At 44.0% G+C, this 22,591-nt stretch carries 26 protein-coding genes and 1 riboswitch; of the genes, 16 read left to right on the plus strand and 10 right to left on the minus strand.

What is annotated here, in order from left to right; all coding sequences use genetic code 11:
* Nucleotides 1-233: 233 nt before the first annotated feature.
* The 4 genes from B9Z54_RS12715 to B9Z54_RS12730 are packed head-to-tail and all read right to left on the minus strand — an operon-like array spanning nt 234 to nt 3,870.
* Nucleotides 234-1,016, minus strand: a complete 783-nt coding sequence (locus B9Z54_RS12715; protein ID WP_113928754.1) for an energy-coupling factor transporter transmembrane component T family protein — start codon at nt 1,014-1,016, stop codon at nt 234-236.
* Entirely contained in the window at nt 997-2,688 is a 1,692-nt protein-coding gene (locus tag B9Z54_RS12720; RefSeq protein ID WP_113928755.1) for an ABC transporter ATP-binding protein, read from the minus strand. Before B9Z54_RS12720 ends, B9Z54_RS12715 begins: the two co-directional genes overlap by 20 nt.
* The gene (locus B9Z54_RS12725; RefSeq protein ID WP_113928756.1) at nt 2,672-3,268 is read right to left on the minus strand and encodes an ECF transporter S component; all 597 of its coding nucleotides are present in this window, start codon (nt 3,266-3,268) and stop codon (nt 2,672-2,674) included. Before B9Z54_RS12725 ends, B9Z54_RS12720 begins: the two co-directional genes overlap by 17 nt.
* Entirely contained in the window at nt 3,268-3,870 is a 603-nt protein-coding gene (locus tag B9Z54_RS12730) for a YkoF family thiamine/hydroxymethylpyrimidine-binding protein (protein WP_113928757.1), read from the minus strand. The genes B9Z54_RS12725 and B9Z54_RS12730 overlap by 1 nt, the downstream gene beginning before the upstream one ends.
* A gap of 100 nt (nt 3,871-3,970) precedes the next feature.
* Nucleotides 3,971-4,073, minus strand: a riboswitch (TPP riboswitch).
* 1,049 nt (nt 4,074-5,122) lie between these two features.
* On the opposite strand from B9Z54_RS12730, the gene B9Z54_RS12735 reads away from it, so the two are divergent.
* Nucleotides 5,123-5,338 carry a hypothetical protein gene (locus B9Z54_RS12735; RefSeq protein ID WP_113928758.1) on the plus strand — a complete coding sequence of 72 codons (216 nt, stop codon included), beginning with the start codon at nt 5,123-5,125 and terminating at the stop codon, nt 5,336-5,338.
* A gap of 49 nt (nt 5,339-5,387) precedes the next feature.
* Complete coding sequence (locus B9Z54_RS12740) at nt 5,388-6,143, plus strand: RQC-minor-1 family DNA-binding protein (RefSeq protein WP_113928759.1); 756 nt, start codon at nt 5,388-5,390, stop codon at nt 6,141-6,143.
* 960 nt (nt 6,144-7,103) lie between these two features.
* On the opposite strand, the gene B9Z54_RS12745 is transcribed toward B9Z54_RS12740, so the two are convergent.
* The 3 genes from B9Z54_RS12745 to B9Z54_RS12755 all read right to left on the minus strand — a co-directional run bounded on the left by B9Z54_RS12745 (nt 7,104) and on the right by B9Z54_RS12755 (nt 8,560).
* Nucleotides 7,104-7,316 carry a hypothetical protein gene (locus tag B9Z54_RS12745; RefSeq protein WP_113928760.1) on the minus strand — a complete coding sequence of 71 codons (213 nt, stop codon included), beginning with the start codon at nt 7,314-7,316 and terminating at the stop codon, nt 7,104-7,106.
* A 319-nt stretch (nt 7,317-7,635) separates the two neighbouring features.
* Nucleotides 7,636-7,998, minus strand: a complete 363-nt coding sequence (locus B9Z54_RS12750) for a DUF948 domain-containing protein (protein WP_113928761.1) — start codon at nt 7,996-7,998, stop codon at nt 7,636-7,638.
* Between the two features lie 367 nt (nt 7,999-8,365).
* Nucleotides 8,366-8,560, minus strand: coding sequence for a type II toxin-antitoxin system RelE family toxin (locus B9Z54_RS12755; RefSeq protein WP_345840726.1), 195 nt, complete (start codon nt 8,558-8,560; stop codon nt 8,366-8,368).
* A gap of 152 nt (nt 8,561-8,712) precedes the next feature.
* Between B9Z54_RS12755 and B9Z54_RS25275 the strand changes: the two genes are divergently transcribed.
* From B9Z54_RS25275 to B9Z54_RS12785, 6 genes are all read left to right on the plus strand, one after another.
* Nucleotides 8,713-8,859 (plus strand): hypothetical protein, encoded by a 147-nt coding sequence (locus B9Z54_RS25275; protein WP_205207710.1) that lies wholly within the window; start codon nt 8,713-8,715, stop codon nt 8,857-8,859.
* Nucleotides 8,860-8,982: 123 nt separating this feature from the next.
* Nucleotides 8,983-9,864 (plus strand): DNA helicase, encoded by an 882-nt coding sequence (locus B9Z54_RS12765; RefSeq protein ID WP_113928763.1) that lies wholly within the window; start codon nt 8,983-8,985, stop codon nt 9,862-9,864.
* Nucleotides 9,809-11,131 (plus strand): replicative DNA helicase, encoded by a 1,323-nt coding sequence (locus tag B9Z54_RS12770; protein ID WP_240189908.1) that lies wholly within the window; start codon nt 9,809-9,811, stop codon nt 11,129-11,131. Before B9Z54_RS12765 ends, B9Z54_RS12770 begins: the two co-directional genes overlap by 56 nt.
* Nucleotides 11,132-11,307: 176 nt before the next feature.
* Nucleotides 11,308-11,541 carry a hypothetical protein gene (locus B9Z54_RS12775; protein ID WP_113928764.1) on the plus strand — a complete coding sequence of 78 codons (234 nt, stop codon included), beginning with the start codon at nt 11,308-11,310 and terminating at the stop codon, nt 11,539-11,541.
* A gap of 140 nt (nt 11,542-11,681) precedes the next feature.
* Nucleotides 11,682-11,954: a hypothetical protein gene (locus B9Z54_RS12780; RefSeq protein ID WP_240189909.1), complete on the plus strand. Its 273-nt coding sequence runs from the start codon at nt 11,682-11,684 to the stop codon at nt 11,952-11,954.
* A complete protein-coding gene (locus B9Z54_RS12785; RefSeq protein ID WP_113928766.1) occupies nt 11,951-12,331 on the plus strand; it encodes a pepsin/retropepsin-like aspartic protease family protein in 381 nt (126 codons plus the stop codon). Before B9Z54_RS12780 ends, B9Z54_RS12785 begins: the two co-directional genes overlap by 4 nt.
* Nucleotides 12,332-12,673: 342 nt before the next feature.
* On the opposite strand, the gene B9Z54_RS12795 is transcribed toward B9Z54_RS12785, so the two are convergent.
* Entirely contained in the window at nt 12,674-13,219 is a 546-nt protein-coding gene (locus B9Z54_RS12795; protein WP_113928768.1) for a GNAT family N-acetyltransferase, read from the minus strand.
* Nucleotides 13,212-13,343 carry a hypothetical protein gene (locus tag B9Z54_RS26210; protein ID WP_275887807.1) on the minus strand — a complete coding sequence of 44 codons (132 nt, stop codon included), beginning with the start codon at nt 13,341-13,343 and terminating at the stop codon, nt 13,212-13,214. The genes B9Z54_RS12795 and B9Z54_RS26210 overlap by 8 nt, the downstream gene beginning before the upstream one ends.
* Nucleotides 13,344-13,634: 291 nt before the next feature.
* Between B9Z54_RS26210 and B9Z54_RS12800 the strand changes: the two genes are divergently transcribed.
* Nucleotides 13,635-14,183, plus strand: a complete 549-nt coding sequence (locus B9Z54_RS12800) for a DUF488 domain-containing protein (RefSeq protein ID WP_113928769.1) — start codon at nt 13,635-13,637, stop codon at nt 14,181-14,183.
* Between the two features lie 390 nt (nt 14,184-14,573).
* Nucleotides 14,574-15,206 carry a helix-turn-helix domain-containing protein gene (locus tag B9Z54_RS12805; RefSeq protein ID WP_113928770.1) on the plus strand — a complete coding sequence of 211 codons (633 nt, stop codon included), beginning with the start codon at nt 14,574-14,576 and terminating at the stop codon, nt 15,204-15,206.
* Between the two features lie 100 nt (nt 15,207-15,306).
* On the opposite strand, the gene B9Z54_RS12810 is transcribed toward B9Z54_RS12805, so the two are convergent.
* On the minus strand, nt 15,307-16,392 hold the full coding sequence (locus tag B9Z54_RS12810) for a carbohydrate kinase (protein ID WP_113928771.1): 1,086 nt from the start codon (nt 16,390-16,392) through the stop codon (nt 15,307-15,309).
* Nucleotides 16,393-16,641: 249 nt separating this feature from the next.
* Between B9Z54_RS12810 and B9Z54_RS12815 the strand changes: the two genes are divergently transcribed.
* The 6 genes from B9Z54_RS12815 (at nt 16,642) to B9Z54_RS12840 (ending at nt 22,578) form a co-directional block, all read left to right on the plus strand.
* Nucleotides 16,642-17,748 (plus strand): carbohydrate kinase, encoded by a 1,107-nt coding sequence (locus B9Z54_RS12815; RefSeq protein ID WP_113928772.1) that lies wholly within the window; start codon nt 16,642-16,644, stop codon nt 17,746-17,748.
* A gap of 1 nt (nt 17,749) precedes the next feature.
* A complete protein-coding gene (locus tag B9Z54_RS12820) occupies nt 17,750-18,667 on the plus strand; it encodes a pseudouridine-5'-phosphate glycosidase (RefSeq protein ID WP_113928773.1) in 918 nt (305 codons plus the stop codon).
* A gap of 352 nt (nt 18,668-19,019) precedes the next feature.
* On the plus strand, nt 19,020-19,544 hold the full coding sequence (locus tag B9Z54_RS12825; protein WP_113928774.1) for a nitroreductase family protein: 525 nt from the start codon (nt 19,020-19,022) through the stop codon (nt 19,542-19,544).
* Nucleotides 19,545-19,688: 144 nt separating this feature from the next.
* A complete protein-coding gene (locus tag B9Z54_RS12830) occupies nt 19,689-20,741 on the plus strand; it encodes a FecCD family ABC transporter permease (protein WP_113928775.1) in 1,053 nt (350 codons plus the stop codon).
* A complete protein-coding gene (locus B9Z54_RS12835) occupies nt 20,742-21,767 on the plus strand; it encodes a FecCD family ABC transporter permease (protein ID WP_113928776.1) in 1,026 nt (341 codons plus the stop codon).
* A 25-nt stretch (nt 21,768-21,792) separates the two neighbouring features.
* Nucleotides 21,793-22,578: an ABC transporter ATP-binding protein gene (locus tag B9Z54_RS12840; RefSeq protein WP_113928777.1), complete on the plus strand. Its 786-nt coding sequence runs from the start codon at nt 21,793-21,795 to the stop codon at nt 22,576-22,578.
* The last annotated feature ends 13 nt before the right edge of the window (nt 22,579-22,591 follow it).

Consider the following 22,591-nt stretch of genomic DNA (forward strand, 5'->3'; position numbering starts at 1 on the left):
ATAAAGCTGTTTTTGTTATATAGTGTCCCTCGAGCCCCGTATGAGAGCCAACAGCCGTCTATTACTCCTCCTTGGATGTCTCTGAGCACCCGTCTGCGATTTATCTACAAAAAAAATCAAAGCCTGCCCCCAATAAATAGCACCGGGGGGCAGGCCTTCTTAATTTCGACAAAATTATACAAAATCCGGGTGGTGACTGTCACTAAGAAAGAAGCACATCACCGCGCCTCAAACTACAACTCCTTCTGATACAACCCAAGCGTTCCCAGGCTCCACGAAACAAATACGCTCATCAGGATCCCGCTCACCATGAGGAACAGGAAAAGCCAGTCTTTCCCGCTGAAGTGGAAACGTCTGTAGAATGTGCGGTCACCCTCGCCTGTGAAGCCTTTCGATTCCATTGCCAGTGCTGTTCGTTCGGCTTTCCGGATGGCGCCGGCGAGAAGCGGGATGATGTAGCGCTTCAAGTTGCGAATCCTTTCTGGAAGGGAGGCTGTTTTTTGTTTGACTCCCCTGATGCGGTGAGCGCTCCTGATGATGGAGAACTCTTCGCGGATGAGGGGGAGGAAACGGTAGCCTGCCATGATTCCGTATGCAAGCTTTGGCGGCAGTTTGCATTGCTGCATGAGGCTCAGGATGAAATCGACCGGCTTTGTTGTCAGTACGAATAAGAGCGAGAGAACTGAGAAGCTTAAGACACGCAGACCGAGTGATATGGCCGTCTCCAAGCCGCTGTCCGTCATTGTGAGAAATCCCCATTGCCACAGGATGGTATCACCCGCCTCAACTTCGGCGAACCACATGCTCGACCAGATGTACACGATGGCAAAGAATAGAAAGGGAGAGAACAGCAGCAGCCATCTCTTCCAGGACACCTTGCCCAGCAAAAGAGTGACCAGGATGGTGAACGTGATGCTGATAAGGGGAGTCACTGGATCGAAAAAAATTGAGAGAATCAGGATGCAGACAATGACAGTGAGCGCCTTGATTGCTGGATTAAGGTTGTGCAATAACACGGTTCTCAGCTCCTGTTTCGATCTGTCTTTGAAGCTTGACGGCAAAAGGAAGCTTCAACCTTGCTTGCAGCAGGATTTCATCTTGCTCCCACAGAAGGGAAGGGGATCCGTTAAAAAGAATCCTTCCCTCGCTAAGTACAACCACTCTGTCTGTATACTTATGAACGAGCTCCATGTCGTGGGTAATCATAACGATGGCGCCGCCGTTTTTTCTTCTCTCTACAAGAAGATCCATCAGCTCCCGGGAAGTTCTTGCATCCTGGCCAAAGGTCGGTTCATCGAGAATCAGTAGTCCGTTTTGATCACTGAGCATTGTTGCGACACTCAGCCTGCGCTTCTGGCCTTGGCTTAGTGAAAAAGGATGGCGGTCCGCAGCGGAAAGGAGGTTCAGCCTTTCCAATGTGTTCCTGACTTTAGCTGAAATTTCACTTTCAGAATAACCGTGCTGTGAGAGTCCAAAAGACAGTTCTTCAAAAACGGAATCCGTGATGAACTGATGCTCAGGATTTTGGAACACATAGCCGATTCGTTTCCACAGCTCGGTTTCCTTCCACTTCCCTAAAGCTTTTTCTTCATAAAAAATACTGCCTGCAGAAGGGGGATGGATTCCGCACATAACCTTGGACAGCGTCGATTTGCCAGATCCGTTCGCCCCGAGAAGAGCAACGAATTCTCCTTCGTACACGTTAAAATCTATGTTTCTCAAAATCTCTTTCTGCCGGTAGGAAAAAGTGACCTGTTCCATTTCCAGCAACGGTTTCCGTCCAACGAGCGAATCGCTGTTAACAGGTTGAAACTTCTGAAGGAAAGCAAAAGTTTCAGTCACTCCTTCTATCAATTCATCGGTAGTGAAAGGAAGGGAACTCCCCGCGTAGATTCCGGCAGCTGCCGCCTCCATGCCAGCCAGTGTCGGGCTCGGCAGCCAGACGCCTTCTTCATTTAAATAGGAGGCATGCTCTGTGAAACACTCCCTCGGATTTCCGTTAAAAATAATTTCCCCATTACGACTGAACACCAGGCACCTGTCTGTTATGTCCATCCAGTCATCAAGGCGGTGCTCGATCACGATCATGCTGAAGCCTTGGCTTTCCTGCAGATTTTTTAACAGCTCCACAAGTTCTGAGCTCGATACAGGATCGAGGTTGGCCGTCGGTTCATCAAGGATGACAAGGTCTGGTTCTGTTAAAAGAACTCCCGCCAGTGCGAGCTTTTGTTTCTGGCCGCCGGACAGCACATGAATAAGACTCTCTTTGCAGGAAAGCAGCCCTGTTTTTTCCAGCGCTTCATCAATCCTCGCAGACATTTCCTCAGGAGGAACGTTATGATTTTCGAGCACGAAGGCCAGTTCATCCTCGACCGTCAGCATACAGAACTGGCTTTCAGGATCTTGAAAAACGATGCCCATCCGCTGATTGATTTTTCCTGGAGGAAAGTCCGTGAGTTTCTTCTTCTGAAAGAAAATCTCTCCTTCCATCACACCCTCGACAGCTTCGGGATAAAGGCCCTCGACACAGTAGCACAGCGTACTTTTTCCACAGCCGCTGGGGCCGAGCAGGAGCAGGGTTTCTTTTTCAAAAAGTGAGAAAGATACATCCTTGAAGATCCAGGCTTCGTCGTCCTCATAGCGAAAGCTCAATTGTTCCACCTTAAGAAGTTCAGGCTGTCCGTTCATGATTCTTCCTCGCCGCCTTCATTTCTTTTCCTATAGGGAAGGAGCTGAGGGCGCCTGTCCTGGCAAGTCCTTCACTGATATATTTTCCGAGAAGGCCGGCAAGGATGGCTCCGCTTGCAAGCCGCACGAAAAACATTGCCGTCACATATCCAGGTGAAAGAGCCGCGAATCCTGAAACATAAAATCCCCACAGGAAGCTTGAGACTGACGAACCCATTCCGGCCAGAACGAGAACAAGTGTTGAATAGTTTCTCCAGCGAGTTGCGGCGAACACAGCCTCTGCGCCAAGCCCTTGGATCATGCCCGAGACGATCAGCATCGGACCTACAGCATTTCCGAGAAGCACTTCGATCGTCGCGGCGACGGTTTCAGAGATAAACGCGGCTCCCGGCTTCCGGATGATGTACGCAGCAATAATGGAGACGATGAACCAGATGCCGAAGATAAAATCATATCCGATCAAGCCGAACATTCCGAACAGCACATTCCCGACTTGCAGGAAGGCCAGATAAACGACACCGAATATCACGGCCAGAACCGAAAGAAGAACAACTTCACGCAGCTTCCATTTTGCGAGCATTATTTCTCACCTTTTTTCGAAGGAGAATTTGCGGACATCGTGACGGTCATGACCACATGAGAGGAATCTCCCTGCTGGCAGTTGTAGAAGGCACGTTCGAGAGTCGCAAAAATATCATGAGCATCACCGTCAAGCCGTGTAGCATAATGAACACCTTTTGTCTTCACGCCTTTTTCCATCGCATCATTCACCTGATCCATGATGTTCTCCATATAAGTCTTACTGCCAAGCGGATAGAGAGCAAAGTGGACCGCCACATCCTGAGAGATTTCGGAGAGAGCAGCTTCATTCATACGCTCGTCATTCTCTGATAAATAAACATCTCCTTGGGTATCTCCAGGACAGCCGTTTGAAAACGTGGCATTCAGCACAACATGCTTACCTGTCTTACTCGCATTGAGAAAAATAGCCTTCACCGCATCAAACACATGCACCGCCCGGCCGCGTACACACGAAGACACATCATCCGTCTCACGCCAAACCTTCGACGTATCAGTTTCCTCAATAGCACCGAGGATAATACTGACAAAATCGTCCGCCATCGGATGGATCGTAAACCTCGCTCCTGTAATCTCACTTGTACCGCATACTTGTTGATTCATAATGTATTCCTCCTAAAAAAATATTTTGGACAACAAAAAAACTGCATCACAGAGTGGGATGCAGTCGATTGATATCATAAGAGAAACACATGAAAATAAGATACCTTCTCCTGCACTTCCCCACGCTGGTATTATCCAGATCGGGTAATAAGGGTCGGAACCTGACAGCTCCTCTCAGCAAAAATGCACCCCTAGTGCGAAAACGTGTTATGCAGTTTTTTCAAGATTAATGGTAACGCATTCTTTTATGCTTGTAAACTGGAATTTTGGAAAAATGATTGCGCAACCAGTTGGTGCCTGACCCCCGGTGACCCAAAGGAATAACGCGTTAACGCATCGGGGGTCTGGCCACAGGGGGGGACAAAGGGACAGGTTCCTCGTCCCACCAAATATTTACAATTTATTATCAGGGCATGACTCCCAACGCACTAAAGTGTAAACGTAACCGGAAGCTGCACCCGCTTAATTGAACGTATCTAGACGGATGGGAGACTCCCGGCCAAACAAATAACTCAAAAGAAAATTGCGCTGAAAATCTACCGACTCTTAGACTCTAATTGTTATTTTCATAGAAAAAGTTGTATTTGTTGCTCATTTTATTTCATTTTAATTTTTTATCAAACATTTGCCTGTCGGCTGGCTGGAAAGGTACATTCTCAACTAGTCGATGGAAAGATGCTGCTGGATTAGTGACTGGTGGCACTTAATAGCAGGGTTCAGGACTTTGGCTAGTTATTTAGAGGGAAAAATTCCCCTTATTTACTAAAAAGCATCATAAAAAGCTCAAATAGAGGGAGAAATTCCCCTTATTAGACTTAAATTACTGAAAATAGGTGCTAGTTCTTCATATAAGGGGAAAAATTCCCTCTATTTACTCCAAAATGAGCGTGGAAATGCCAATAAGGGGAAAAACTCCCCTTATTTTTACGGCTGGATTTCTTAATTATGCAAATGACCAGGCCGCTTTCGCTATAAAGCCTACTCCACCCGACCCTGGTGTACTAAAGTATTAACGCGTTAACGCAGCTGGGGTCAGGCACCAGAACACAAGAAAAATTCAAGCGAAAATGATAAAATTTTCAATGAGTAAAATATAGAAGTATGTCTGGGTATCACTGTGACGATACTAAAATATCAATCCAACAACCACAAGTTATTGCGGTGATTGAATCCGAAATCTTATACTACATTTTCAATCTACAATATAATCAAAAACAGACCTCATAGTGATATTTGAAATTATAAGGAGGGAATGGAGCTGGCTAAAAAGAAGAATGCAGACGCATGGGCGGACGCTAAAAAACGCTGTCGATTGAATGAGGCGGATATAAGTATGGCGAAGGAATTGGGGATGACACCCAAGAGTTTGACAAAGAACATCCCTTCACCCAAGCAGCACTGGAAAGCGCCCGTAAAAGAGTGGGTCAGAGAACTCTATCAGAAAAAGTTTGGAAAAGTTTTGAGCTAAGCGAAAAATGTGTTGTACAACAAAATACTGAAGAGGAGTGGTCTTCATAATGTCCAAAACACTTTCATTATCTCACCAGGAAATAAAGGCGATTTTAAGAGCAGCCGATGAAATTATTGCCCAAGGAGGGAGAACGCTCTTAGCCAAAATCTTGAAAGGCTCCCGCGAGAAAAAAGTTCTGGAGCTGAAGTTGGACAAGGCTCCCGTATATGGCTATTTTCGAGAGGAGAAAATAGATGACATCATGCTGAAGATCGACTGGATGATCGAACATGACTTCCTCGAAATTGAGTACTTTGGAAAACTTCCGATGATTGTTTACACGGAGAGGGGCTGGCTGATCGAATCTGACCAATATACTGATGAGTTCATCAGCGAATGGGAAGAGTGGATTTTACAGGGAATAAAAGAACCGGACATGACCTATTTAAAAGATCGGAACCGGCAGATGATTCTTTTGATGCTGCAGAAAATCAAAGAATCCGGAAATCAAGATTTTATTCCTTATTTGAAGCTATGGAAAGAGATTGATTATAAAAAAGTCACAACAGAGATTCAAAATACAATAGAGGCTCTGGAAGCAAAAGAGCCTGTCGATGAAGCAGCAGTTATGGAAAGACAAAGCAGAACTCATGAGGCTTTAAAAGGAGCGGCACCGGAAGATTTCCTTCTGAAGTGCTATGAATGTGGAGACCGATTCTTATTTACTATCGGTGAACAGCAGTTTTATAAAATGAAAGGATTTGACCTGCCGAAGAGATGCGGTGACTGCCGTGAGTCTAACTTGGTACGTTCTTATTGGTGATAAATCTCATAATTAAGACTTTGCCCGCCAGTACACTAACGTATTAACGTGCCGGGGGTCAGGCTCTGCCTTAGGATTAGTGACTGGTGGCACTTAATAGCAGGGTTCAGGACTTTGGCTAGTTATTTAGAGGGAAAAATTCCCCTTATTTACTAAAAAGCATCATAAAAAGCTTAAATAGAGGGAGAAATTCCCCTTATTAGACTTAAATTACTGAAAATAGGTGCTATTTCTTCATATAAGGGGAAAAATTCCCTCTATTTACTCCAAAATGAGCGTGGAAGTGCCAATAAGGGGAAAAACTCCCCTTATTTTTACGGCTGGATTTCTTAATTATGCAAATGACCAGGCCGCTTTCGCTATAAAGCCTACTCCACCCGACCCTGGTGTACTAAAGTATTAACGCGTTAACGCAGCTGGGGTCAGGCACCAGAACACAAGAAAAATTCAAAAAGAAAAAGGCACTCATTTAATAACGGGTTCTGTTTTGAAGTACAAACTTCAAATTATCCAAAGAAATGGTTGAGTTATTCACACCCAAAAAGAATGTCTATTGATTTCCACTCCAGGTGCGTGACTCCGCGGGGCGTGCGGTGAGCCTCCTCGGCTTCGCCTGTGGGGTCTCACCTGTCACGCTAGTCCCGCAGGAGGTCACACACCTTCCGTTCCAATCAAATCATTGCTGACTTTCTTAAAATATATACTCTCCTTTATATTAATATGGGAATAAAAGTGCACAGGAAATCGTGCCACAAATTTTGAAGAACAAAAAGTTCTGTCATTTGCTTTTTAGGTTACATTTTGTATTACCAATTGAACAGATTAACCAGATTAACCAGATTAACCAACAAGAATACCGTTAAACCAAGGAAAAAGGATTGTCAAAATCGATGCGATTTGGTACTCCTTTTGATATGTGAATTTTTTATTTTGTACTCGAAAACAGAACCCGTTACTCATTTAAGTGTCTTTTTTGTCCTGATTATTTGGTAGAGTCGATTTCTGTTGTTCTTTCAAAAGAGCAATCAGCTGCTCGTTTTGGTTGATGATTTTTTCGTTTTGTTTAATGGATTTCCCTACCCCTTTTGCGATGTAGGGAAGATAATACAATACGAATACGACGACTGAAATGGCGATTAATCCATAAATGATCCCAACCAAAATAAGAATCACCACATTCCTTTTTTTACCATTATACCATCTTTTATTTTTTAAGTAGAGACGGAAAGGCAAACTAGGTGTAAAAAGCTGCATCTTTTTCTTGTATATCAGAAACTAGTGAACTTAGAGAGATGGCAAGAGTTTAGTTTTATTCAACGATTTTTTAATCTATCTCGATTATTTTATCAGAGGCTCTCTTAGCAGGAACAGCTATCTTATTGAAAACAAGGACGTTCACTGAAGAACGCGAGAGGTACCCGGGGCAAGAAACCAGTGAAGTTACTACAAAAAAGGAACCATGTGGCGTATCCCCATGGTTCTTTGTTGTTCCTCACTTCAATTTTATCTGTACCGGCTTGCTCTCCTGCGTATGAATCGTCTGCGGCTTTCGCGTTCCTAAAGCCTTTCTTTTTACGGAGCTTGTCACGCTGTGTATCATTTCTCCTACATCTTGAGCCGACTCAACCAGCGGGTCAACGGCTTTCATTTTTCCTTTTACATCATCTGAAATCTGGTTGGCTGTGTGAATCAGTTCTTCTGCTTCATCTGTGAGGCTGTTTACGGATGTACGGGCGTCGTGCAATGTCTTTTTTGTTTCGGCAAGTGTGGCCATTACTTTTCGCAATGTCAGGATCAAATAAACGACGAGAATGGTAAACGCGACAGCTGCGATAACAGCACTCATCTCAAGCATTGAGACCAGCTCCCTTCTTTTATATATGTCTATGAGATGAGAGGGGTAGACATTCCTTCTCTCGAATTGGAATTATTAGGTAAGCGAGGGGCTGAGACCTGTAATTCAATCTAAAAATCTTCGTGCTTTTTTCTTAAACGAACGTTTGATTGAATGGTCAATCCTCCAGAGCAGGAGGAGAATCAGAGCCTGCCTCCCTGTACGGTAAAGTCCTATCGTGCCGGGGTGTCATTGAGCCTTTATTTTTGTATTAAAAATAAAAAAGACCATAATTATGAAATGGTCTTTCAATTCTAGTGGTTACTTGTATACATCACCGCGATTATCAATGGTTAATATATAGATTATTTTCTCATTATGATCAATTTCAAATAGTTCTGAATGGTCCAGTTCTCAACCTTAGTTGCCCTTTTTTACCCTTTAAAGGTTTTATGTCACCTATAGGTGGTTGAATTAATAGTCCCTTCAAAGCTATGCTTATTCTTAATACAACAGATGTTTCTTGTTTTTTTAAAAATTTTATAGCCTCACGACTTAGTGTCAGTTGGTAAGTTAAGCTCATTCAAAGCTTCCTCCCATGACAAAAACTCCAAGTTGTTCTTTAGATAGCGTACCGGGGGTCTGGCCCCTTTATTCACAGTAAAAATTGATAAGTACCTAACACATGAATTACTATAGAAAGTAGTAAAATAGCGTGAAGTTGGAGTGAGTTTAGTGAAGTGGATTTCTGGAAAAAACAAGAAACCTCTTGTAGTATTTATACTACTCTTTTTATTCATTGCCGGTTTGCTCGATATAATCTTTGAAGGCTTGGTCTTTCAATTATTACCGGAAGCGGTTCAGGCATTTTTGAAAGCCTGAAAATCAATTTTGAATGCTGAACTCTCATCCCGAGAGCTCAGCATTTTTTTTATAAAAGTGGTGTCCTTTTCCCAGAAACCTCTCTATATAAAAGGTGAAACAATATATAGGGAGGAATTACTGATGACAGGATGGATCAAATTCAACCGGAACACGATTGAAAGTCCGATTTGGGGGAGCCCGTTTACGTTGAGGCTTCTATTATTGCTGAGCTGCAGGGCATTGCAGAAGGAATTCATGTATGTGGAAGAAGTGAAGGTACATAGAGGGCAGTATTTACGCTCGTATTCACGGCTGGCGGAAGATTTGCAGTATGTGGAGAATGGCAATTTGAAGATTCCGTCGAAGAATACGATCAAAGTGAGTGTGGATCGGTTGAGGAAATATGGTCTCATCTCTACGAAGGAAACTAAAATCGGCACCTTGTTCACATTGCTCCAGAATGACGGTGATTTTTCCGCGCTCGAAAACGGAAGAACGGAGGATGAAGCACAGGAAGACAAAGCGCCGACCATGGCGGCACTAAAAGAAGAATGTAAGAAAGGTAGAGAAGAGAAAGAAAAAGAGAGCGTGCGCGAGAGAGAAGACCTGCGTTCCAAACCAGATGTGCAGAGAAGAGTGGAGAAGGTCACGGAAAAATTTTTGAAGCTGCGAAATTCTGGGTTCTATATTTCGCCTAAGGAGCAGTGTGCCATTGAAAAAATAGTGGAGAAGGACATTGGGGTGGAAACGCTAATTTCCTGGATGGATGAGATCCAGTCTGCCTATCAAAAGCGGAATGCGGACGACACTATCAAGTCGTTTACCTACTACGAGAAGGGTTTGATGCGGAAAATCCGGAAATCAAGGAGTTCGTCAAAACCCTCAAACTCTTCTGCCAACCAGCTAAAAGAAACCAATGACTTCCTGGCCAAGCTGGAGAGGTGGAAAAGAGAGGGGGAGGCCCGTATTGCAAACGGATCCAAGAGAATCAAACCGTCCTTTGAGCCTGTATGGAACCGATGAAATGGCGGGGCAGCAGGAATTGTTTGAAGCTGAAAGCATGGTGCTTGGAGCGGTTTTCCTGGAGCCTGCGGCCATCAACGACATCATTCTGAAACCTGAACACTTTTCGCAGAGCAGGCACCGGGTCATTTTTACAGCGATGAGGGAGCTGCAGCGCGATGGTGTGGAAATCAACCCTTTCAGTTTGGTTAATCTTCTGGGAACCGAGATTGAAAATGTCGGCGGCGTTACATACTTCACGGAGATCTCTCTTTGTTGTCCTTCCGTAAGCGGTCTGGAGCATTATCAGGAAGTGGTGCTGAAATCTTACCGGATAAGAGAGCTTCGGAAAGCGGCCGCCCATTTCCTGAATCATTCGAGCGGGGAAACGGCAGAAGCTTTTTATCAAAAATATGTCGAGACACAGGAGCTGGGACTGGAGAATGGGAAAAGAAAAGGCGAAGCACTGGTCCAGCTCTATGAGTCTCTATATGCAGACCCTGTACAAGCTGGCGTCTCTTCCGGATATGAAAAGCTCGACGGATTTACGGGAGGGTTCAAACCAGGGGAACTGATCATTGTCGCGGGAAGGCCGTCGATGGGAAAGACCGCCCTCGTACTGAATCTTGCCTATAACGCAGCCTCAAAAGGCACCGTTGTCGATTTCTTTTCACTCGAGATGAGCGAGATGCAGCTTTATCAGCGGCTGATCAGCAGGATGGCTTACATCGATGCGGCCAAGTGGCAGAATCCGTTCCGTATTTTTTCGGATAAAGAAACCCGAAAGGCGAACGAAGCGCTGAATACATGCTACAAAATGCCTTTCCAAATCCATGATCAAGGCAGGCTGACCCTGGACGAAATCCGCGCAAGAATCCAGAAGACGAGAAGGGAAAACGAAAATGCTCCTTGTTTAGTGGTCATTGATTACCTGCAGCTGATTCCGATTGAAGGGAAATTTGAACGCCATGACCTGGCAATTGGAGCCATCACCAGGGAATTGAAACAGATGGCGAAACAGTACAAAGTGCCGATCATTCTGCTGTCACAGCTTTCCCGGTCAGTCGAACAGCGCCAGGATAAACGGCCGTTGATGTCTGATCTCCGTGACTCCGGCAGCATCGAACAGGACGCGGATATGGTCATGCTGCTTTACAGGGAAGGATATTATAAACGGGATTTCGAAGGGCAGGAGACGGAAATCAATCTGGTCAAGCATCGGAATGGGCCGGTTGGGACGGTTAGGTTGAAGTTTGTTAAGGAGTTTAGTTGGTTTGTTTCGGGATGAGTGTGGTTGGTGTAAAACAGGTCATGCTGCTTTGTTTTGGAATTTCGGCTCTTTACTACACCTTCCGACAAATGCTGGGTTGTCACTGTGACTGTAGAGTAAAAGGAAAAGACTAACCCTGAAGAATCCTGAATAATATGTTGAGTGTAAACTTAATTTTAACCAGGGGGGAGTCCATGTTAATAAAACTATTAAAAGGCTTGTTCGCTAAATGGGAAATGATCTATTCCACTCATGATTTCGCTGAATACTCAGCCATGAAGGGAAGGCTGGAAAACAATAGCATTCCCTATAAGATGAAAACGGTGAGTCCAGGAGCAGGAAAGGGAGAGGCGGCCTCGTATCAGCTTTTCGTGTCAAAAGCCTTGATGAAAAAAGCAAAAGAGGCGATTCATTATAAAGATTCCTAAATCAAGAGAATCAGGGCCTGCCCCCCAGCACACTAACGCATTAACGTCCCGGGGGTCAGGCCCGCGCCTTAAATAATCCTAATAGTAAAAGAGTTAATCTATTTATTGAAGAATGATATACTAAAAATAATAATAAGGAGGTGTTACCATTGAAATGGGAACAAGTACGTGAACAGTATCCGGAGCAATGGGTACTTGTAGAGGCTATTTCGGCCTATTCGAAAAATTCAATACGCTATCCCGATGAATTATCAGTCATTTCTCACTTCCCCGATTCAACTCCCGCATGGAAAGAATATAAAAAACTTCATTTAGCAGAACCTACACGTGAATACTACATTTTTCATACTGACCACCATACAATCGAAGTGAAAGAACAAAAATTCATTGGAGTAAGGAGACGACTTCAATGAAGATAGAGATGACTGATGGATTACCGATCGTCTCAGTTACATTAACCTTTAAAGAAAAGACAATGATTTTACATGATGTTCTTTTAGACACTGGCTGTTCAACTACTATCTTTGATACCATTGAAGTAGAGGAAATTGGGCTTATAATAGACCGAGCAAATGGCAGCCCCAGAAGGATGTACGGTGTTGGCGGGGAAAGCGAACTCTGCTATGAGCAAGTCGTATCAGATTTAATAATTAATAACCAGCTGTTTGGTTCTTTTCCACTACAATTAGGAATTACAAAGGAAACCTATGGATTTAACGGCATACTTGGAATAGATTTTATGATTGATATAGGGTTGATAATAGATTTTAAAGAAATGACCGTTAAGTAGACTGAGAAAACCACTTTTGTTTGTTCAGATGGAAATCAGAACCTGGAAATCACGACCTGTCCCCAGCACACTAACGCATTAACGTGCCGGGGGTCAGGCCCCTTTTCCCAAAAACTTCTATGTCCCCAGATCTTTTCGAAAAAAGATCTTCTAATTCTCTAGTACATTCGCATTTTAAACATTTAATGCTAAACAATGGAGTATCCTTCTTTGCGTCTAAAAGCTCTTCTGCGATTGCCTTTAAAACTGGTAGAACAAATCGTTTCATCACTTCACCCCATGTCGATTTTTGATAGGCTTACCTGCTTCGTTCGTACGGGGGGTCAGGCCCAGCCTTCCCAGTCATTCAAACACCTTATACCAATACAATGTAGTTTCAATATGTGGATTATATGACTGCTTCAGTGTATCCGCCCCGCCCAGCACGAACCCGTGTCTCACATAGAATCTGCATGCACCAAGATTATCGTCTTGTGTTTCCAGGGACATCCCTATAAGCTTCCGTTGTTTTGCCCACTCTTCCGCTTTATGTAAAAGCCGCTTTCCAACTCCGCTTCCTCTATACTCTTTTTTAGCAGCAATGTTTTCGATATAACAGAAGTGATTCCAGTCCTTAACGATTCTAATTTGCCCTAAGCAAGTATCATTGATATAAGCTAAAAACAAGGCTCGGTCCTCTCTGTTTATATATTGGCTCCAATCAAGCTTGTCATCTGGAAAACGTGTTTCTCTGGCTTCATCAAAAAGAATCTCTTTATAAGTCCATTTTCCGGATTGTAAACTGGGGACAACTCTGCCAAACAACATAAAATAATCATTTGTTTTATGGATGTCCTCTATTAACTCAGGTTTCAATGGAGCAATGATGATGTTACTTTCACTATTCATATTCCAGCCTTCCTTCTTCAATGTTTTTGAAACCTTCAACGTACTGGCGGACATACGGCGGGTGAGAGAGCACGGGAAGATAATCAGCCAAACGTACTTTCCCGTCTCCAAGACCCTCTTTCAAGTTCGCTGTTTCATCTAGAAACTCCCAGGTTATATATAAGTGAATCCATTGATGTCCTGCTGTTGGATTATGAGGTGTGCATGTGGCTTTTTAAAAAAACCATATAATTACCACCTTACGTAAACCATTCTTCAAAAATTCGTAATGCCCTTTTTATGGAATAAATTTTTTGTAGTAGAATCAATTTGGCGAAAAAACACCAGAAGAACTTTAAACGAAGAAGCATACACTTTGCACTCAGCGTACAGAAATGTTCTAAACCCGCAATAGATTTTTAAGGAGAGGATCACATTGAAGGTCTATACGATTGGACATTATAATCATTCAATCCAACAATTTTTAGAACTGCTGGGAGCGGCTGATATTCGCTTTGTGGCAGATGTCCGTGCATTTCCGGCAAGCCGCAGTAATCCACACTTCAAAAAGGAAAGCATGACCCAGTGGCTGAAAGAGGCAGGGATTCATTATCAGCATTTTCCGAGTCTTGGCGGGAGAAGGAATATGTCGGGAGAGGTAGGGGAGCAATTGAACGAAGGATGGAATAACCGCTCATTTCACAACTATGCGGATTACACACTGACGGATGATTTTCAGTATGCGTTGGAAGACCTCAAGGAACAAGCCGCGGCAACACCGCTCGTCTATATGTGTTCAGAACATCATCCCGCCAGGTGCCACCGCCTCCTCATCAGCAACTGGCTGCAGGCAAAGGGATGGGAGGTGAACCATCTCATTCCAGACTCCAAGGGGAATCCCGAGGTGGTCCCTCATGAATTGGGGAAGTGGGGAGCCATGCCGATCATTGAAGAAGATGGGACAGTTGTGTATCCAAAACTATAAAAATAAGAAAAGCAAATTAAACAGCAGCTTTCTTGCCGGCTGAAAATTAAGGTCATAGAAAATCCCCCTTATCTTTTTAAGTGAGGGGGATTTCGAATTTTATTTGGACAGGTGAACTGTGCTTGAGCATGCCGCAATGCCAGGCTGTTTACCACTTCATACCTTCTAGATAGTCAAAGATATAAAAGCATAGTTTTTTGGATTGAAAATGTTATAGTTATTATATTAATTTGATTGACTTTCAATGTAATCCTCTACAAACAGGCCATTTTATTGAATAAATGTTCTAAGTCAATCTATTGCAACCAATAGTTGCTGTGTGGTTGGTGGTGTGCGACCTGTAAAACCAATATGATTACAGTTATCATATTGAAAAAGGAGCGTTGTATTATGACGTTAGGTTCTAAAATTAACAATAGAAGAAAATCTCTAAAGTTATCGCAAGAATATGTAGGTGAACAGTTAGGAGTGAGTCGGCAGGCGGTATCAAAATGGGAAACAAATCAGTCAGAACCGTCCACAGATAACCTATTAAAATTGGCTGACTTATTTGATATTGATATTAAAGAATTAGTTTCTCCTGAGCAATTTGTAGAGGAACAAAAAAGCGTAGAAACTCGGATTGATCGAAGTCAAAAAGATATAAAAATGCAAATGGCAGCTGTCTTTGGCCGAATTCTTATGCTGGTCAGTTTTTTAGGTTACATGGGTGCCTATAATGATCCCGCTTCATATCAACTTCCTAATTGGTATTTACACGTTTGGTGGGGTGTTCTATTTTTAATCGGTGCAGTCTTAACGTTCGAAGGATCAAGGGATTACTTTAGTAGAAAATCAGGGTCGAAAAAAATAATAGTGCTCGATCTATTATTTGTTTTCTCTTACTTTTTATATGGTATGTTGCCTTTTGAAAGAAGTTTAAATACACTCATTACATTACTTTTTGGTTCTGTAATTTTAATTATCATAAACATTAAATTCTTTATACCTATATGGAGGAAACCAACGTCATTAGATAAATAAAATTTTGGGAAATCAAGGCCTGCCCCCAGCACACTAACATATAAACGTGCTGAGGGACAGGCCTTTTTGTTCCTATCACCATTCGACAAATGTCGGGGCGTCACTGTGACATTAACTCATGAATTTTGTCAGGATTTAAAAGCGAGGATATCGATTTTTCCGTCTGAAGTGTAAGGGCAGCGCCGGCCAAACCTAATTGGCAGGCTTGAACTAATGATTTCTCATTCATGATTCCGTAAACCGCACAGGAGGAAAAGGCTTCTCCCGCTCCTGTCACATCCACTACTTCCGTTTGAAAAGCTGGCAAATGGCCGGATTCCTCACGAGAAGAGTAATATGCCCCTCCATCACCAAGTGTGATGATGACTTTTTGAACGCCGCGCTGTCTGAGTTTTTCAGAGGCTGTTGGGCAGTCGTCTATGGAGTCAATTTTTACTTCGGCAAGCAGTTCCGCTTCTTCCCGGTTTGCGAGTAACAGTTCCACTCCTTCAAGACGGTAAGGAAGTTTTCGTGCCTTGGCGGGGGATACAGGGTCAATGTACAAAGGAATGTTTTCCTCTTTGCAGCGTTGAATCAAGTAGGTGATACAGTCCTTGGGAATGTTCGTATCCAGGTACACAGCTTGTGAGGCGGCAATATGTGACCACTTTTCCGCGAACATCGAAGTGGTTAATTTCTCGTAAATATTCATATCAGCCATAGACACAATACTCTCGCCATCAATGTCTATTAGTGTGGTAAAAGTACCTGTCCGTTCGGTGGGCAATACCCAAACCTGGCTGACATCCACTCCCTGGGCTTTCGTTTCTTTCAGTATCCAGTTACCTTCTCTGTCGTCTCCCACACACGTCATGAGGGAAGTGCTGACTCCAAGCCGGATTAAATTTTCGGCAAAGTTGCGCGCCACACCCCCGCAAGCCTCCGTGATCTCGACCGGGTTGGATGAATATAATTTCACCTTCTGATTCGTGCGGGCTTTACGGTCGGTGTTCGCCCCTCCAATACAAACAATCGATGATTCTTCCCGAAGAATATAGCCGCGTCCTTTGATTTCACCGCGCCTCGTCAAGCTGGCAATATAATTTGCTACAGCAGGCCGTGATAGCCCGACTTTAGCTGACAAATCCTGCTGTGATATAAAGGGATTCATTTTAATATGATGTAAAATTTGTTTTTCTTTATCCATGATAATCCTCATTTCTTCTTAGAACGATCGTTTTAAAACCTCAGTTTGCTGTTACATCGATTATACGTAATAGGCATGTGGCATACAAATGAAATTGGAATGGAATCAAGGGGACGGTCCTTGTGATGCGCTTTTCTTCAAGCCGCACCGGGAGGACCGTCCCCCTGTTTCCTCTTGACAGCCAAAAATGAAAGCGTATACTAAACTTATGTTTATTTAATAAACTTTTGTAATGAGAGGAGATGTAAAATGGGAGATGATCGGAATGAAAATGAGAGATTACTAGTCGATTTGATTCGGGAAAGTCCATTTGTTTCTCAGGAGGAGTTAGCAGAATTAGCAGGAATGTCCCCGTCATCCATTGCGGATCACCTTTCTGCTTTGGTTAAGAAAGAATATGTCACGGGCCAGGCTTACGTGTTGAATGAAGCAGCGCCGATTGTCTGTATTGGCGGAGCGAACGTTGACCGGAAATTTTATGCCAAACACAAACTTATACAGGCGACATCTAATCCCGTTACATCTTCTACATCTGTAGGAGGGGTTGCCAGAAATATTGCGGAAAACCTGGGGAGATTGGGAGAGGAAGTCGTCTTAATGTCTGCAAGAGGGAATGATTCGGAGTGGACAGAGATCTATGATTTATCTGCTCCATTTATGAATTTAGAACATGTCGCCTCATTTGAAGACTCATCAACAGGTTCCTATACCGCCGTTTTGAATGAAGAGGGTGACTTATCCGTCGCATTGGCAGATATGGATATCTATGAAAATATCACACCTGAATTGTTGATGAAAAGCAGTTCTATCCTCAAAAGAGCGAAATGTATTGTAGTAGATTTGAATTGTCCAAGTGAAACGATTGATTTTCTCTGTTCATTTACAGCCCAACATACTATTCCATTAGTCATCATCCCGGTTTCATCGCCAAAAATGAACAGACTTCCAAAAGACTTGAGTGCGGTGAGCTGGCTCATTGTCAATAAAGATGAAACAGAATGCTTTATGAGTATGAACATCAATGATGATGGCGATTGGGAAGATTCCGTTAAAAAGTGGGTAGAACTCGGAGTGGAAAATGTCATTGTCACGAATGGTTCAAAGGGTGTGATGGCTGGAGGAGAGGATGGAAAGGTTCATTATTTTCCAGCGATCGAAACAACATCTGTGGTCGATGTGACAGGTGCGGGAGATGCATTCTGCTCAGGAGTGATCTATTCCTGGCTGCAAAATAATGCACTCGATTACACCATCAAGTCAGGTCTGGTCAACTCACACAAAACCATCCTGTCAAAATATACAGTCAGACAAGAGTTATCTCAACAACAATTTAAGCTGGATATGGAGGAGTTTTAAAATGGAACAATACATTGAATTATCTCAAGAAGTACAACAAGCCAAAGAGGAAGGCAAAGCAATCGTTGCACTGGAATCGACTATTATCTCTCACGGTATGCCTTATCCGCAAAACGTACAAACAGCTCGCGAAGTGGAGCAGATCGTCCGTGATAACGGTGCTGTCCCGGCGACCATCGCCATCATTGAAGGCAAGATCAAAATCGGGTTAACAGCCGATGAATTGGAACTGTTCGGTAAAAGCTCAGACGTAGCGAAAGTATCCAGACGTGACCTGGCGCAAATTATCGCCACAAAGAAATTAGGGGCCACCACGGTTGCCACCACCATGATCTGCGCTGATTTAGCCGACATCAAAATCTTTGTCACAGGCGGCATTGGCGGTGTCCATAAAGGGGCAGAAACGACGATGGATATCTCAGCGGACCTGGATGAATTAGCAAAAACAGACGTAGCCGTCATCTGTGCCGGCGCCAAATCCATCCTGGATCTTGCACTCACACTCGAATACCTTGAAACAAAAGGAGTCCCTGTCATCGGCTATACAACAGACTTCCTGCCAGCATTCTATACCAGAAAAAGCGAGCATAAATTAAACTTCTCTACCGATTCCATCGACGTCATTGCCGAAACGCTAAAAACAAAATGGGACCTGAACCTTCAAGGCGGAGCAGTCATCGCCAACCCAATCCCTGAAGAACACGCCATGGACGAAGACTACATCAACGGGATCATCGCCCAGGCAATCAAAGAATCAGAAGAAAATAACATCATCGGAAAAGACAGCACACCATTCCTGTTAGGAAAAATCAAAGAGCTAACAGAAGGCAAAAGCCTTGTTGCCAACATCGAATTGGTCAAGCACAATGCGAAAGTAGGAGCAGAGATTGCGGTTAGTTTTAATGAAAAAACCAACTGAGTAAATCAGGGCCTGACCCCAGTACACTAACGTATTATCGTACCGGGGGTCTGGCCCCTTTCCCTATCAGTGTCCGATACCCAATGTTCCTAACAATCGGGACGTACATCGGCTTACTCGTTATTGGTGCTATTGTCCTTTTAAGAAGATGGGAGAAAGAAGAGATGCTTGATATTGACTAGAGTCAGGGCCTGCCCCCGAGTACAGTAACGTTTAACGTACCAGGGAACAGGTCCTGTTTTTTTAGGGGGAAATATTCTTCAGTGGGACTTCTGAAAAGAGCCAAAATAATAAAAATGGTAGATTTTGAGGAGGATATTAAATGTAGAAAGTACTATCTCCGGTTGCGAAAGTGACTCGAGAGCGACTTTCAATCAAAACCGGATACACAGACAAACCAGTTACAGAAGAGGTTGTAAAAGAAATATTGAGTGATGCTGTTTGGGCACCAAATCACGGTTTAAGAGAACCTTGGCGCTTCATATTTGTGCCGACACACCAAAAAGAAGAGTTTGTGGAGGATGTTGTAAAGTTATTTCCGGCAGGGATGCAAGAGAATAGAAGAAACTACTTCAGCCAGCCGTCAGCTTTCCTGATTGTCATAATGAAAGAAGATCCAAGGCAGAAGCAATGGGACGAAGACTACGGAGCCGTGAGCTGCTTGATCCAAAATTTCCAGCTTCTTGCGTGGGAAGAGAAGCTAGGAGTGGTTTGGAAAACAAATCCTCATAATTATGATCCAAAAGCTCATGAGTTACTTGGGATAAAGCCCGGTGAAAAGATCGTTGCATTTCTCCATATGGGTTACTTTGAGGAAGCTCCTGAACCAAGACCGCGCACCCCAATTGAAGAAAAGTTTACCTTGTACAATAAGTAATAAATGAGATAGCCCGCTTTAAAAACAAATATGTCTATACAAAAGAGCAAAATAGTTCATGGACATCGAAATTAGATTAGGCTAGACTATTTAGTTGATAATGATTATCAAAATCGTTACGTAAAAGAAAAAGGAATGACAGGTATGCATATTGACGATTCGTTTAATGAATACGATGAGGAGCAGGATGATGAGATAAAGTCCCGTCCCATAACAGCTGCCCTGATTCTCATTGGCGGGATGATATTACTTGTTCTCGGGCTTGGGGTATCGGTCTCGTTAGGAGCGGCTGATATTAAACTGCTTACGGTGTGGGAAGCAATTTTTCACTACAACCCTGATTTGACGCAGCACCAGATCATCCAAGAGTTAAGGATTCCCAGGGTATTGGCTGCCGCACTGGTCGGAGCTTTTCTGGCAATGTCAGGAGCGATTATGCAGGGGATGACGAGGAATCCGTTAGCTTCTCCTTCTATAATGGGAGTCAGCCAGGGGGCAGCATTTGCGATTGCGATTGCCTTTGCATTCTTCCCTGGCATGACTTCCCTGGGATTTATGTTTTCTTCCTTTATTGGAGCAGCTATTGCAGTAGGAATTGTTTTTGGAATTGGCTCGCTCTCTCCCGGCGGCCTCACTCCTGTAAAGCTGGCGCTGGCCGGAACGGCTGTAGGCGCTTTTCTGAGTTCCATCTCATCAGCGATAGCCATTCATTTTGATGTTGCACAGGACATGACGTTTTGGTTTGCGGGAGGCGTGGCAGGTGCCAGATGGACTTCAGTGGAACTATTGATCCCTGTTGCGATTATTGGGATTACAGGTGGATTGGCGCTGGCGAGATCTATTACAATATTAAGCTTGGGAGATGATGTTGCGGTTGGGCTGGGGCAAAAGACGGCAGTCATCAAAACTTTCGGTACGATTGTCGTACTGCTGCTTACTGGGGCTGCTGTTTCTGTGGCAGGGACCATTGGCTTCGTTGGACTGGTCATCCCTCATATCACCCGTGCTTTGGTCGGGGTGGATTATCGCTGGATCATCCCTTGCTCGGCTGTATTGGGTGGACTATTGCTTGTAGTATCAGATATTGCTGCAAGGATGATCAATCCTCCATTTGAAACCCCTGTAGGAGCTATAACAGCATGTATCGGTGTTCCTTTCTTCCTGTATCTTGCCCGAAGAGAAGGGAGGGAGCTATAGATGAAACAAGGTATCATCAAGCGCCCAATGTTCATCATGCTAATAATCACAATCGGAATTATTTTTATGTTTTTAATAAGCTTGAACTCTGGTGCCATTCGGATATCCCCTCCTGATGTGTTGAAAACACTGGCAGGGATGGGAACAGAAAAGCAGGAGCTTGTTCTGTTTGACTTCAGGATGCCGCGAATGGTCATTGCTATTTTAATAGGAGCCGGTTTGGCTGTGTCAGGAGCGATTCTGCAGGGTGTTTCACGGAATGGCCTCGCAGATCCGGGGATTTTGGGAATCAATGCAGGAGCCGGGTTGGCAGTTGTTATATTCATCTATTTTTCGCAGGGATCGGCCATGAGCTCTTATGATCTTCCCCAGCAATTTACAATCTTTGCGATGCCCTTTTCGGCTTTTGCCGGTGCAGCTCTTGCAGCTTTTTTAATTTATGTTATAGCCTGGAAAAATGGTGTCACGCCAATCCGGTTGATATTAGTGGGGATTGGTGTCGGGGCTGGGTTTGGTGCTGCTCTCCTCATTTTTCAGCTGAAAATGAACCCCAGGGACTTTATGTCGGCAGCGATTTGGCTTGCCGGGAGTATATGGGGGACGAATTGGAAATTCGTATTATCTGTTTTACCGTGGATTATGATTCTTATTCCGTATGCAATGTTAAAAGCCAGATACTTAGATGTGCTGGCTCTCGGTGACCGCCTCGCGGTGGGTTTGGGAACAAAGGTGGAGCGGGAGCGCAGAATCTTATTGGCTGTTGCAGTTGGCCTGGCAGGAGCGTGCGTGTCGGTTGGAGGTGGAATAGGTTTCTTGGGTCTGGTTGCCCCTCACCTTGCCAGACGGCTTGTCGGCTCGAAGCATGGGGTACTAATACCGGCATCAGCCCTGATGGGTGCTCTCATCCTTTTAATGGCTGATTTCATTGGCCGGAGCCTGCTGGCACCTTCAGAAATTCCCGTCGGGCTGGTAGTGTCTGCTTTGGGTGCACCATATTTTATTTACTTACTTATGAAGACAAGATAAGTTTCTAAGAAACGGGGGCTCCACTATGTTAAGCACGAAGTCACTCTTTATTGCCTACAAAGAAAAGATGATTGTCGAAGACCTCCATATAGAGATACCCGGCGGCCGGATCACTTCCATCATCGGACCTAATGGAAGCGGCAAGTCCACTATCCTTAAAACAATCGCCAGAATCATGAAACCGAAATCAGGTGTTATCTACCTGGACAGTAAAGCAATTCATGAACAATCAACGAAAGAAATTGCAAAGAAGATGGCCATCCTTCCCCAGCACCCATCAGCTCCTGAAGGACTGACAGTTTATGAACTTGTCTCTTATGGCCGCTCTCCTCATCAAAAGGGGTTTGGAAGTCAAACCAAAGAGGACCGGAAAATGGTGAGGTGGGCAATCCATACAACAGGGGTGGCTTCATTTGCCAACAGGCCCGTTGATTCCCTCTCCGGTGGGCAAAGGCAGAAAGTCTGGATTGCCATGGCTCTTGCACAGGGGACGGATCTGTTATTACTTGATGAGCCTACAAGCTTTCTTGACCTGGCGCATCAGTTGGAAGTTCTGGAACTGTTGGAGAGGCTGAACAAGACTAAAAGCATTACCATTGTTATGGTCTTACATGACTTGAATCTCGCTTCCCGCTTTTCAGATAATATGGTGGCAGTCGATGGAGGAAAAGTGATCAAAGAAGGAAACCCGGATGATGTGATGACAAGGGAGGTTTTACAAAAAGCCTTCAATATAGATGTGGAAATTGTGACAGATCCGGAAATAGGAAAGCCTGTCTGTTTAACATATGATTTACTCACTGACACATAGTAGACAATCAAGG

It is taken from the genome of Bacillus sp. P14.5 (genome assembly GCF_003316765.1).
In the GTDB taxonomy this organism is placed as follows: Bacteria; Bacillota; Bacilli; order Bacillales; family Bacillaceae_B; genus Rossellomorea.